This window comes from Fulvivirga sedimenti, assembly GCF_020328055.1.
Window position 1 is genome coordinate 112041 of sequence record NZ_JAIXNE010000001.1, and the last position, 13969, is coordinate 126009.

The following is a 13969-nucleotide window of genomic DNA, read 5'->3' on the forward strand; positions in this document are numbered from 1 at the left end:
TGAATAATTCCGATAGAAATAAATATAACATCCCCACATTCCAGGGATGCCGGGATTTAAGTCTGGTCACCAGAATCCAATGGTGTGCCCATTATTTAACCGTATCCGTTGCAATAAATCTTATCAGAATTCAGAGCGGTTTAAATGAGCCAGGAACAACTCATTGCCATAAATGAATGCGGGGTTGGATACAAATTGAGCCCCAGAATCTAACCTGGAATCAGCGATTCAGACCAGTAAAGCAGGAGAATCACGAACATTCCATGGCTTGCACATTGGTCCGGGAATGCCGGGATAACCGGGCAGTACATATTCGGCTGTTTCAGTCAGACTATTTTCCTGCCGGACCAAATCAGCCTCATGCATGCAACCATTTGAAAATTATAGTGCGGGTTCCCGGGTATCCTGCTGAGCGGCCTCATCAATACATGTCTGACTTACGGAAATTATTTTATTAAGCCATTTTATGATAATACAGGTATAGGTCCTCAATTTATACTCAATCCTTCACAAAACGTACATCTCTGAAAATAGCCTGATTTGGACTGCAGAGGAATTTTCGATAGGTTCAATCATTCGGGACGTTGTATTTTTTACGAATGAGAATTTTTTTAACTGTACTGGTTTTATTACTGTTTCTCTCCGGTATTGACGGCCTTGCGCAAACGTATAAAAAATGGATGCACAAGGGCGATCGTGCTTACCGTATTGAAGACTACGAAAGCGCCATTTCTTTTTATAAGAAAGCCCTTAAGCTAAGAAAAGGTAACACCAAGGCAACCTATCAGCTGGGACTCTCCTATCTGTACAGCTCCGACAAACTGCCTGCACTCGAACAGATAGCTAAAGTGTATGCACTCTCTCCTAAAATTGACAAGCACATCGAATATCAGCTGGGTCTGGCGTATATCTATCATGAGAATTTTAAGGATGCATTACGATTTTTCGAATCCTACAGTAAAACCCCACAATCAAAGAAATCGAATGTCTACGAACGTATCGCGCAATGTATATCAGCGGATTCACTGAAACGAAATGAAATCAACGCGTTGGTTACACCCGTAGATGCATTAAATTCAAAATTCCATGATTATACCCCGCTGGTCTATGGACAGGGCACGAAAATGATTTTTACTTCCAACCGTCCGGGTGGTAAGCGAAGCAGGGATGGCACATATTATGAAGATATTTACTGGGCATCCTTTGAAAATGGGGAATGGACAGATATTCAGCGTATGGGTCCTGCCATAAATGACTCATACCACGATGCGGCAGGAACACTTTCACCCGATGAAAGAAGTCTGTTCGTTTATTACGAGTATGACGGCGGCAATATCTACGTCTCTAAAAACGAAAAAGGCACCTGGGGACAACCTACCCCATTGGATGAGTCTGTGAATACCATATTCTGGGAAACGAGTGCAACCATCACTGCAGATGGTAATACACTTTATTTTGCTAGTGAGCGACCGGATGGTATCGGCGGACTGGACATTTATAAAACCGAATTAGGTGACAACGGACAATGGAAAAAGCCTGTTAACCTGGGGAAGGTAATCAATACAAGATACAATGAAGACGCTCCATACATCACCCCGGATGGATCAAGATTATACTTTGGATCTGCCGGGCATCCGGGAATGGGTGCAGAGGATATTTTCTACAGTGATATCATCAATGGCGAACTGCAACCACCGGTGAATCTTGGTTACCCCATCAACAGTATATACCTGGATAATTACTTCATACCGAATACAGATGGAAAATCAGGGTATCTGGCTTCGATGCGACCAGGTGGAAAAGGAATGGCGGATATATTCTATGTGGAATATGACCTCACACCTGTGAATAAAAAGCCGCTCATCGCCTCTGCTGAGCCTGTGAAACAGAATACTCCTGCAAAGGAACCTGTGAAGGCCATCAGTAAACCTGAACCTGTAGTTGAGCAAATCAAGGAAACGAAACCTAAGATCGCCACCGTATTGAAGGGTAAAGTGATTGACTCCAAAAGTGGAGAACCATTGTTAGCTGAAGTAAAGCTGGTTGATAATACCAATAACGTTGTTCTGTCCCGCGTACAGTCTGACGCCGCCGGTGACTTTGAACTCATCATTCCCAGGGGCGGAAACTACGGGGTGTCAACGCGGCTGGATGGGTACCTTTTTAATTCACTGAATTTTAACCTTCCGGAGTTCACTGAAAACCAGGAAGTGGATACCCACATTTTGATGCGGAAGGCAGAGACCGGCTCAAAAGTAGTACTAAAGAATATCTTTTTCGATTCCGGGAAATCAGAACTGCGGACGGAATCACTGGGTGAACTCGACAGGATTAAAGAACTGCTGGAGGATAATCCTGGATTGGTTGTTCAGATCAACGGGCATACCGACAATGTGGGCAACGCCATCGCAAACAAGATACTCTCCAAAAAACGAGCTGATGCAGTTGTACAGTTTCTAATCAATAACGGGATATCTGCCAACCGCTTGTCGGCCAAGGGATTCGGCGAGGAACGTCCACTGGTTTCGAATGACGATGAGGTTGACGGACGTGAGATCAACCGCCGTACGGAGATTGAAATTATCCGTACAGGAATGGAAAGTTCAACAAGTCCATAGAAACGCACGGATATATCAGGACGATGTATCCATTGGGTCCAGATATGTAATCTGATAAAAGTTTGAATCAACCAATCTCTGACGCAATAAAAAAAGCTGTCCCAAACGAGACAGCTTTTTTTTATTATATCTAGGGATTAGTTACAGAATAACTCCACCAATAGGATAAGTTATACCATTTCCAGCAGGAAGACCTTCTGCTACCACAGGGATAGCTGCATCGTTTCCTGAACCCTGAACAGTTCCAAGATTGCCATTTGGTGCAGTTGTCGTTAAGGTTACACCGGCATTAACAGTTGCGATACCTGAAGCATCTGTCAAAGGTGACAATGTTGCCGGAACGGCATGACCACGAATGATCGCATCCCACTCCTCAGCAGTATATGTATCTACTGTAATTCCTGCTCCATTAAATACAGCATCTACCGGGGCAAAAACAGTGATATCATCAAGTCCAACCATTGCGCCTACGATTGTCTGCTCTACAGGCTTACCTGCATCTGCCTTCAAAATACCTGAAGCCAGGATTGAGAAATCTTCTGCAAGAAGTATTGGCTGAGCAACGGTACCCAAAATACCTACAATCTGCTCACCCAACAATGGCGGAACAAGTACAACATCGATCACATGAACTACTCCGTTAGTAGCTTCAATGTCTGTTTCAATGAAACCTGCATCATTGGTAGCACCGGAAACCAGTGTTGGACCACCTGCCACTTCGATTAACTCACCTTGCAGAGTGGTGATTTCGCTGCCTACTGTTAAATCAGAAGCCATTTTAATGCTGGTCGCTACGTGATATGTGAGTACAGCAACCGCCAATTCGTCACGAATCGGTGAAAAATCAGGCAATCCAAGTTGTGTAAGTAATGTTTGCAAAGCTGCATTCGAAGGAGCAAACACCGTAATGTTATTAGTTGTTGCCAGGGCACCATCCAATCCGGCCGCTTCAAGCTCAGCCGCTAATAAACTAAGCCGGCTGTCTGAATTTATCACTTCCCACACATTTTGATTAACGGCTGGTTCATCTCCATCGTCATCACCGCATCCTGCCATCAGGACCATCCCCGCGAGCATCGTCAAAGCCAACAGACGCGTCATCCAGTTCGAAATTTCTAGGTTTCTCATAAAAGTTAATTAATTGTTGATTTAATTTTCACTAAGTTACTCTGCATGCATCACAAATCCTTGTTTTCCTGCAGAAGAATTAATGTATAGTTAACATAACGTTATCAAAAAAGTTCTGGTATTAAAAGCCGTTGGTATAAAAGGGCAAAAAAAAACCTACAGGATCACGGAGTAAGTCTTAAACCCCGAATTGACAGGATTTGGGCTACCCATCCACGTCAGCCTTCCACTGTTAACCTGCCTTGCGGCGAGGTCCGAACAAGTCGGATGAGGCCTGGCTTTGGCAGTGAGTTTCACCCGGTATTATTGTACTTGTTAGGTTTAAGGACTTTGTCGGATCCCGTAGGTATATCAAAGGTACCGAATTAAAGGAGAACCCAAAAATATAGACCACTATTCGGCAAAGCGGAACCGAAGAAACTTTATATCATGGCCCTGGGCGCTGAATTTCTCCTCGTAGCGGGTGCGGATCTCATGGCAAAGGGGGCGCAATTCAGAGTGATACAGATCCCGGGTGAATTCAAAATCCCGGATATCATTTCTTTCGTGCAGCACTTCAAGGGTAAATTCAAATAATCCCGTATTGTCGGTCTTGAAGTTTACCCATCCGTCGGCGGCAAGTAGACTTTTATATAAATCCAGGTATTTACCATTGGTGATCCTCCTCTTTTCATCACGGTCCTTGGGTCTGGGATCCGGAAATGTGATCCAGAAATTATCGATTTCACCATATTCAAAGAATTCAGGAAGATACTGGATTTGCGTCCGAAGGAATGCCACATTTGAAAGCCCCTCCTCGATGGCCCAGCCACTACCCTTCCAGATTCGATCACCCTTTACGTCAATTCCAATAAAATTCTGATCATCGAACAGGCGTGCGAGGCCCACCGTATATTCGCCTCTGCCGCAAGCAAGTTCTACAGTAATGGGGTTATCATTTTTGAAATACTCCGTGTTCCAGCTGCCCTTAATTTTTTCAAACAGCGGCTTGCCCGGTTCAATTATATTCTGCCTGTGCCTGTTAGCTTCGAATCTGGCCAGTTTACTCCTGCTCATTCATTCAGAGGTTTTTCAGTTCTGCGACCACAAAGTTACTCCCTCCGACGATAATGAGGTCATCCTTTCCGGCAATTTTCAAAGCAGCCTGAAGGGCATCATTCACATCAGCAATACTTTCTCCTTTCAAGCCCAATTCCAGGGCTTTCTCCCTCAATTCTGTGGCAGGCATGGCCCGGGGTATATTTGCCTCACAAAAGAAATACGAGGCCGAGGTAGGTAACAGCGATAATGCGGGTTTTACATCTTTATCGCGAACCATTCCCCAAACAAAATACAACTGCTGATAATCGCGCTCCCCGATCAGATTCAACAGGTACGCGATGCCGGATACGTTATGACCTACATCGCAAAATACATCAGGTTTAGAACCCAGCTGCTGCCACCTGCCCTTAAGCCCGGTGAGAGATTTCATTTGTTCAAGGCCTGTGATCACGGCCTTTTCAGGGATGTTAAACCCACGCTCGTTCAGAATATCACACACAGCGAGAACGCCCGGAATATTTTTTAACTGGTAACCAGGAAGCAGTTCATCCTTAAAAAAAAGAACCTTTCCGTCATTCATCTTCAGTCGATACCCCTCTTCCGACAGTTGAACGGAATATTGTTCACCGGCAAAGATTATTTGCGATTCGTGCTGCAGGGCCTTTTTCCTGAATACTTCAGCAACTTCATCCTGGTATTCTGTGATCACCACCGGTATATGATCCTTGATAATTCCGGCCTTTTCACTGGCAATTTCCGGCAAGCTATTTCCCAGCCATTGCTGGTGGTCATAACTGATATTGGTGATCAGGCTCACTTCAGGCAGGATCACATTGGTAGAATCCAGACGCCCGCCCATACCTACCTCGATGACAGCAATATCCACTTCCTGTTCGGCAAAGTAGGTAAAAGCCATTGCGACAGTAATCTCAAAAAAACTTGGACACACTTCTTCAATCAACGCCTTGTGCTTCCGAACAAACTCAATAACAAATGCGGGCGTCACTTCTCTTCCATCAAGCCGGATTCGCTCTGTAAACGATTTTAAGTGCGGAGATGTATATAAACCTGTTTTGTAGCCGGCGGACTGCAGTATGGCTGCCAGGTAATGTGACGAACTTCCCTTTCCGTTGGTGCCAGCGATATGGACCGACTTAAACTTGTGTTCCGGGTTTCCGAGCGCATCACACAAACGGATGGTGTTGCTCAGGTCCTTTTTGTAGGCAGAATCACCCACCCGCTGAAACATCGGTAAACTGTTGTAAAGATAATCAAGCACATCCTGATACTCCCTGGCGGAATATCCCTGTTGGTCCTGTATCATAGAAATTACCTGGAAACAATATTGAAGGTGACGGTTCCTTTTGTATTACCTGGCTTTACAGCCCCGGAACCTGTCCGGCTAAACGTGGTTTTTTGTAATTGCTCCTCATAAAATTTGGCAACGGAAGGGCTTACGCTGCGTTGCAATGTGCGAACTGCAATCACGTATCCATCTTCGTCAATGGTAAACTCAAAGGTAATTGTACCATTCTCACTGGAAGCATCCTTCTTTCTTGGAACCTCATCCCATATCCAGCCGACAATATTAAGCGCAGGGCCGTCACTACCCCCGCCCGGTTTACCTTTGTATATCGCATCGGCATTTAGCTCTCCCTCCGGCTCACCCTTGTCACCCACTACCTTCGCATCATCGCCCTCACTTTTCTTCGACGGCGTATCTGCCGTACCCTCTTCTTTCGCGCCGGTGGTCTGTTCGGTCTTTACAGGTTCCGTCTTTACCGGTTCGGGTTTTTTCTCTTCCCTTTTCTCCACCGGTTTTGGTTTTACCTCTTCCTTCGGGGTCTCCTTAACTTCCTTTACGACCTCCGAACTTTCCTGCTTATTCGGTACAGGTTGCTGCACAACTTCCTCGACAACCTCCTCAACCGGTTCAGTGGCTTCCTCCGCCTCCTCGATAACTTCTTCGGGCACCTCTTCCACATTCGCCTCATCAGGCAATGCCTCCTCTTCGGTGGCTTCCTCCGTGACAGGCGTCTCTGGCTGTACTTCACCGGATCCCTGCTCCTCCATTCCGAAATTCAACTCTATGCCGTATTCAGGTAGCGGCGGATCGGGCTCACGCCATGCCAGTATGAACATAAAAAGGACCAGCAGAAGTATATGGGTTGCAATGGATATCGCAATACCAGTCCTTCTGTTCCTCCGTTCCTTTTGTTCCTGATCCATTCTTATTCGGGCAACGTGGCAATTGAAACTTTTGCTTCGAGCGATGTAGCGATACCTGCTACATAAACAAATTGTTCAGTGGGTACACTTTTGTCAATATGAAGCACAACAGAACCCTGTCCTTCCGTCAACCGGCTCCTGAGTTCTGCCTCGAGCATATTTTTCGACACCTTTTTATCCCCCACAAAATACTCCATATTCTCTGTGATTGTTACAGAAACCTTTTGCATTTCCACGGTAGAAGCCCTGCTGGTGGGCAGGTTAACCGGTAATCCTGAAGGTGTAATGAAAGATGATGTAAGCATGAAAAAGATCAATAACAGGAATATAATATCCGTCATTGAAGACATACTGAACATGGGTTCTACATTATGCTTAGACTTGAGTGCCATAATTACGTTATCAACATGAAATGGACGAAAAAAATTCTACCTCGGTTCCTGAAGCAGGTCGATAAATTCAACACTGCTGTATTCCATCTTATGGACTACTTTTTGAACGCGAGTAACCAGGTAATTGTAGCCGAGATAAGCAAGGATACCTACAAATAATCCGGCCGCGGTCGTCACCATTGCCGTATAAATTCCTTCCGACAACAATTTTGGACTCACTGAACCTTCTTCCTGCGCAATCGCAATAAAGGCCTGGATCATACCGATAACTGTACCAAGAAAGCCCAGCATCGGGGCAGAACCTGAAATCGTTGCCAATAAAGAAAGGTTTTTCTCCAGCTTGAAGATTTCAATCTTTCCAACATTCTCAATGGAAACCTCAATGTTTTTCAGCGGACTTCCAATTCGTGAAATTCCCTTCTCAATCATTCGCGCCACGGGTGAATCATTTTGCTGGCACATCATCCGTGCCGCTGAGATATCACCCTTTTCCACCAGCTCTCTGATGCGGGAGATGAATTGCTCCGGTGTTTTAGCCGCTTTATTGATTGTAAGGACCCGTTCTACAAAAATATACACAGCCATTACCGACAAAACCAGAATCGGTATCATCATAAAACCTCCCTGGAAGAGGAGGTCTATGATCCTTACCGAATCGGTTGCTTCAATAGATGTGACGACAGAATCCTGTGCAGTACTTATTTGCGTTAATATCATCTTAATATTTCATTACCCATACACCCTCACCATACGCTTCCTTCAGCTCATCCATCCTGGACTCGGCTTCCGCCAGTGTTTCCATATTTCTTACAGCAACCCGGTGGTATAAAACCTTCCCATAGGGCTGAATGATTTTAACACTGTTCCCCTCAGCCGCCAATTTCTTGGCATAATCCATGGCCAGGTCACCGTCAATCGCGCTGGCGACAATGACATAGTAACGACCAGTACGTGCAGAAATTGTTTCGATCGTTCCGTCACCTGCATTTTGAGATTCCTCAGCCAGTCGCTGTTCTTCAGCCAACCGTGCTGCCTCTTCCTGTGCAAGGCGATCTCTTTCAGCTGCGGCACGTGCGGCTTCTTCACGCTGCTGTGCTGCGATACGATCTTTTTCTGCCTGCTCCTGCTGTGCAATTTCAGCCTTTCTCGGCTGTTCATAAAGAAAATACCAGATACCGAATCCCGCGAGGATTATCACCAATATGATGCCAATGATGGCTCCCACATTGGAATTACTACTTTTCTTGGGCGTATAGGAGCCTGGCACATAGGCTTTTTCCTCTTCTTCACCCTCATTTGAAACGGCCACTTCCGCTGCCGCCTCCTCAACACTTTCATTCTCTTCCACCGTGCCAAAGATATTCTCCTCTGAACTATCAGGTGTGATATCTGCCGCAGGCTCGTCTTCAGGGCGCTGAGCATACATGAAGGGCTGATCTTCTACGGCTTCCTCTTCTGCCGGTTTAGTTTCTTCAGCTTCTTCAGAGCGATCAATTGGTTCATAATTGATATCCGGAAGTCCAAAACTATCATCGGCTTCATTAATGTCGCCGGTGTTGTCGTTTAGATCTTCAAATTCACTGTCATTATCTTTCTTTGCCATAATCTGATGGTTAAGTTTTCTGCAATCGCCCGTTTCTTCGACACTTCACAAAAATAATCTAATTTTTAAGTGTGCCAAATCTGACCGGTTGTCATGCAATGTATTCATTAAAAATGGTCTAAAAACGTTTAAAAAGTATAACTAGCACCCACCATAAACTGGAAGCCCCGCACAGGATACCTGTACAGTTGCTCATAATTTTTGGAGAATATATTGTTCAGTTCCACAAAGGCTGAAACACGCTCAGAAATCAGGTATTCAGCCATAAAATTAAGATCAAATATCGCCTTGAGGTTCACCGTTTCATTGTTGGTGAAATCAAATGCCTTGATGCCGCCCATTGTATAGACTTCTGCATTTAAATTGATCTTATCGAATAAATTATAGTATACGGTTCCCGTCAATTTGTAATTCGGCCGGTGCCAAGCTTCACGAATATCAGAGGTTCCATAACCCCAGTAATCACCTCGAACATTAATGCGCCATTGCTGCTCCTGTACGAAGGCAAACGACCCGAAAATGTTCACAACAGCAGTATTTCCGTTATCATAGATCACGTTGAAAGTTTCCTGCGCGGTTGTATCATTCAGGTAGAAATAGAGATTTTTTACGTTGCTGGCGCTAAATCCTGCTTCAAATCCAAGTTTCGGACTCAGCCTCCCCTTAAGTCCGCCGTATAATTCAAAGGTCTTGTTACTGTGAAAAATTGATGCATTGGGTGCGATCCATGGATTTTCGTTTGCGAACCGATGCAAGGTATTCTTCTCAATATCTCCCCCTATTCCTGCATAGAGGTCAATTTTTTCATTGAAGGTATAGGACGCCATTGCATCCGGGTAAATATGGAATTTATTGAATCCATTGATGGTATCATTCTCAGCAACTCCCCTGAAACCCGCACGGATCCTGAAACCTTCATATTCGAATCCTACCGTCGGATTTATTCGGAATAAATTGCGGGATATTTTATCAATTTCACTGTCTTTTCGGCCGATCAGGTATAAGTCTCCGTTAATCCTGACATCAAAGGCATCGGTGATCTTAAACTGGGTTTTCGCATTGATCGAAAATTCAGATTCACTGGCATCAAATTTATCGGTCAGATTACTGAAGCCCACATCCAGGAGATAATCAACAACACTCTCCTTATCGGTATTCTCGGCTGTCCCGCGAAGATGAAAGTTCTTCCACGCCTGTTTTACGGCAATGCCCGTTCCTTCGGTCACATCGGGTGCGCCATAAAATTTCCTGTTCTGCTGATCATACCCGATCTCACCGCCAAACGTAACCGCAGGAGTAAAGTATTTCCCGAACAGATCCAGTTGAAAATCACCGGATGATGAATTCTTACCTGCAACCGGCCCCTTGGCATAATTCTCAAAATTCACATGAGCCCCGTAACTGTAATCTTTATTCCGCTTACTGTTGAGGTATCCTTCTAAGTATGTGGCACCAAAATTTCCCAAACCAGCCCTTACATAATTTCCATATGTTTTTTCGAGACGCGGATCACGGATACGCAATGGACGCATTTTTATCTCCAGCAGCGGAAGCTGAAAATGGATACTGTTGAAGAAATATTCCAGGTCATCTGAACGCCTTTCAAACGAGGACGGTGGTACCTTCTCGAAATTCCGGCTCGCCTTCGGCAGAACTATCTCGCGGTCCTTTACAATTTCAATCTCCACATCCTTCAATTCAGAATCCGGATTTTGTGCCATCAAACCGTATCCTGCAATGACCGAGAACAGTAGTAAAAAAATGACTTTAATCTTCATAGATTTTATCTATCTTAAAAATTTTACCGACTACTAATCAATTAATTAAACTCTTTAATTTAATGTATCACTTTCAATAATTACTGAGGTTTCATTTGCTTCCTCGTCGGCCTGAATCACACTCAGTTTCTTTCTTGCACGTTCCTTGATTTTCTCATCCGGGAAATTGTCAATGATCGATTTCAGGGTTCCCTTCGCCTGAAAGGTATCATCCATGGCGATATAATTATCAGCCAGTAACAGGTAGGACTCTCCCACCCATTGCTCATACATTTCGAAGTTTTTATTTAGTGAGATCAGTGTTTCTATGGATTGCTGATACTTGCCATCCCGGTAAAAAATATCACCTAATAAGTACTGGGCTTCGGCTCCATACTGGTCACGTGCCGTGTTCAATGTTGCCAGGAATTCATCCCTGGCAGTCGCATAATCACCGCGTGCATAGGCAGCTTTGCCTATATAAAGACTGGCCTTATTTTGTGATGCAACATTAACATTCGCCCGTTCCAGGATCAGTCGTGCGTATCGGGTAGCTGAATCATACCGTCCCAGCTCATAGTAATTCTCCATCAGTCCGGACCAGGCATTGTATTGTTCCTTTTTGTTCTGGGCAACCGAAGCCAGCTGATAATACCTGGTCAGGGCTGCCTGCCGGTTTCCGGTGATCGTTTGAATATCTGCAAGCCGGGCGATAACCCGGTTATACTGCTCAAAATTTTTCATGGTCGCCAGCCCTTCATACAGCTGTTTAGCCGGTTCGTATTCATTCAGCCTGTAATAGGACTCTGCCATGAAATAACGGGCTTCCGGAACCTTAGGATTGTTTGGGTAAGAAGACACATAGGCTCTGAAAGCATCGATGGTCTTATTATACTCCAGGTTGTAGTAAAAGTTCTTCGCCGTTTCAAACTCAAGGCTTTCCACATTCTGTGATTCAGGGTTAGCTGCCTTAAATTGGTTCAGATAGGTTGAAAATTCGGCTGATCGCCCCTGAACATTCAATACTTCCTGAAGCGGTAACAACGCTTCCGAAGCGATGGAGTGAGTTGGATAATCTTTCAGGATTACCTGGTAATCGGCAATGGAATTATCATATTTCTGAAGATTATAATTGGAGGTAGCGCGTCGCAGATAGGCATAGGGTACATACTGCGAGCTTGGTTTCTGACGGATCAGTTTACTGAATCCGGCTACAGCTTCTTCATATTTCCCGTTTTCGAAATTCAGCTGAGCCTGCTGAAACAGAGCATCATCGAAATACCTAGATGTCGGATAATTATCAATAATGTAATCATATTCCCGGTTTGCGCTGGTCACATCACCATTTATTCCGTTCACGACACCAGCCTGAAGGTGGGCATAATCATTATCCACCTTATTATTCTTAATCGCTAAGCTGTAATAGCGCAGGGCATCATTATAGCGTTTTTCAACGTAATAGCAATCTGCCAGCCTGAGTACGGCATCCTCATAATAATCGGAGTTCCTTGATTTATCTGAATTATCGACATACTCCTTAAAATGTATCAGCGCCTTGTCATATTGCTTGGTGTTATAAAAGGAATAACCCAAACCATAGCGCGCCTTTAAGCCGTTCTCCTTGATTCGATCTTCCGATCGTGAAAGAGCAGCCTGGTAATATGGAGTGGCCTTATCAAATTCACGCTGAACGGAAAACGTCTCCCCCATCCACAGGTTGGCAAGTTGTGTATATTCAGGATCAACCGGATACTTCAGTGACTTGCTGAACAGGGTGATGGCCTCGGGGTAATTGTCACTATTAAAATATTCAGCTCCCTTCAGATACGTTGCTTTCTGATAGATTCCCTGAAGATTTTTATTGACAGTACCCGCTTTTTCAACGTGGCTGATAGCCAGGTTATAGTTATTCGTATTCAGGTATGCTTCAGACAATAAATCATTGATCTCTTCCAAATGCGTACTGGAAGGGTAATCCTCCACAAAGGCATTCATGGCATTGATCGCCAGCTCAGTCTGTTCCAGGTCATAGGTGACCTTTGCGTACTGATAGGAACTTTCTTCCACCAGTTCAGGAGTAATACCACTTTTACGGGCATTATCGAACGCATTCTGTGCATAGAGTTTATTCCCCTCCTTGAGGTATAAAATTCCAAGATAATAGGAGGCATAAATCCCAACACTGTCTTTATCGCTCGCAGCACGTTTAAATTCATTAATCGCCTTTTCAGTATCACCCGACCTGTAAGCCACATAGCCTATTCGATAACGAACATCCCGGGCCGGATTTTTTACATTTTCCTCATACAGGTCGTAGTATTGTGAGGCTTTTTCAAAATTCTTCTGATACAGATATGCATCGGCAGTTAACAGGTAGAAATCCCGTTCATTCACGCGGTCAGAACCGGAAAGCACCTGTTCAGAATACCGGATCAGTTCATCATATCTTTTCTGATTGTAATAGATACTGGCGATCATTCCCGGAACCACGCTGGCATAAGCTTCATTCTCTCCCGCCCTTTTGAGATCCTCGATGGCCTGGTCATAGGACTGGTTTTCATAATTAATATAACCGGCATAGTAGCTGGCAGGCGCCTTATAGGCTGATTCCCGCCGCTTAAGCGCGTCAAACTGCGGCAGGGCATCATCAAATTTACGAAGGGCAAAGTAGGAATAAGCCAGCTGAAACTGGGCAGTATTGCGTTCTTCATTCGACAGTGCTGAATAATTTACTTTCGCCAGGTATTCAATTGCCTTGTTATATGACTTTTGTTTGAAGTAGAAATCCCCGAGTTCGAAATAGGCAAGACTCGATTTTGGGTGACTTTCATGATCCCGGATAAATTTTTCTATTAATTTCTCCCCATCCTGATGAAAAAGGCTCAGTGCGGAAAACGCGATATAGTATTCGGCATCTGCTTTCTTCATGTTATCTGAAGATTGCCGCACATACTTTTCAAATGTTTCCCGTGCTGCAGCATAATCAGATTTCTCAAGAAGGTCCAGGCCTTTCCGGTACAGGGCATCATCTTCGGTATGATAGAGTGATGTCTGCGCGTGAAGAGAGGTTACTGTACAAAACAGCGTAATGATCAAATAATGAACAGATCGCATAGAGAAGGTTCCATTAAAAAATAACACTGGTATATAACGTTCAAATCGCCAATTCTTATAAAGCTGGCATACAAAAAATCATTACTA

General features: G+C 44.5%; 11 protein-coding genes. 1 reads left to right on the plus strand and 10 read right to left on the minus strand.

Features of this window, described 5'->3' with window-relative positions; genetic code table 11:
* Positions 1 to 228: 228 nt before the first annotated feature.
* Entirely contained in the window at positions 229 to 366 is a 138-nt protein-coding gene (locus LDX50_RS00490; protein WP_225696440.1) for a hypothetical protein, read from the minus strand.
* Between the two features lie 233 nt (positions 367 to 599).
* Between LDX50_RS00490 and LDX50_RS00495 the strand changes: the two genes are divergently transcribed.
* A complete protein-coding gene (locus LDX50_RS00495) occupies positions 600 to 2618 on the plus strand; it encodes an OmpA family protein (protein WP_225696441.1) in 2019 nt (672 codons plus the stop codon).
* 141 nt (positions 2619 to 2759) lie between these two features.
* Here LDX50_RS00495 and LDX50_RS00500 read toward each other — a convergent pair whose 3' ends face one another.
* The 9 genes from LDX50_RS00500 to LDX50_RS00540 all read right to left on the minus strand — a co-directional run bounded on the left by LDX50_RS00500 (position 2760) and on the right by LDX50_RS00540 (position 13882).
* On the minus strand, positions 2760 to 3746 hold the full coding sequence (locus LDX50_RS00500) for a fasciclin domain-containing protein (RefSeq protein WP_225696442.1): 987 nt from the start codon (positions 3744 to 3746) through the stop codon (positions 2760 to 2762).
* A 393-nt stretch (positions 3747 to 4139) separates the two neighbouring features.
* Positions 4140 to 4802 (minus strand): tRNA (guanosine(46)-N7)-methyltransferase TrmB, encoded by a 663-nt coding sequence (gene trmB, locus LDX50_RS00505; protein ID WP_225696443.1) that lies wholly within the window; start codon positions 4800 to 4802, stop codon positions 4140 to 4142.
* Positions 4803 to 4806: 4 nt separating this feature from the next.
* Complete coding sequence (locus LDX50_RS00510; RefSeq protein WP_225696444.1) at positions 4807 to 6111, minus strand: bifunctional folylpolyglutamate synthase/dihydrofolate synthase; 1305 nt, start codon at positions 6109 to 6111, stop codon at positions 4807 to 4809.
* Positions 6112 to 6116: 5 nt separating this feature from the next.
* On the minus strand, positions 6117 to 7016 hold the full coding sequence (locus LDX50_RS00515) for a hypothetical protein (protein WP_225696445.1): 900 nt from the start codon (positions 7014 to 7016) through the stop codon (positions 6117 to 6119).
* A gap of 2 nt (positions 7017 to 7018) precedes the next feature.
* Entirely contained in the window at positions 7019 to 7408 is a 390-nt protein-coding gene (locus LDX50_RS00520) for an ExbD/TolR family protein (RefSeq protein WP_225696446.1), read from the minus strand.
* Between the two features lie 36 nt (positions 7409 to 7444).
* The gene (locus LDX50_RS00525; RefSeq protein WP_225696447.1) at positions 7445 to 8125 is read right to left on the minus strand and encodes a MotA/TolQ/ExbB proton channel family protein; all 681 of its coding nucleotides are present in this window, start codon (positions 8123 to 8125) and stop codon (positions 7445 to 7447) included.
* A 1-nt stretch (position 8126) separates the two neighbouring features.
* A complete protein-coding gene (locus LDX50_RS00530; RefSeq protein ID WP_225696448.1) occupies positions 8127 to 9011 on the minus strand; it encodes an SPOR domain-containing protein in 885 nt (294 codons plus the stop codon).
* Positions 9012 to 9139: 128 nt separating this feature from the next.
* A complete protein-coding gene (locus tag LDX50_RS00535) occupies positions 9140 to 10789 on the minus strand; it encodes a porin family protein (protein ID WP_225696449.1) in 1650 nt (549 codons plus the stop codon).
* 54 nt (positions 10790 to 10843) lie between these two features.
* Positions 10844 to 13882 (minus strand): tetratricopeptide repeat protein, encoded by a 3039-nt coding sequence (locus LDX50_RS00540; RefSeq protein ID WP_225696450.1) that lies wholly within the window; start codon positions 13880 to 13882, stop codon positions 10844 to 10846.
* Between the last annotated feature and the right edge of the window lie 87 nt (positions 13883 to 13969).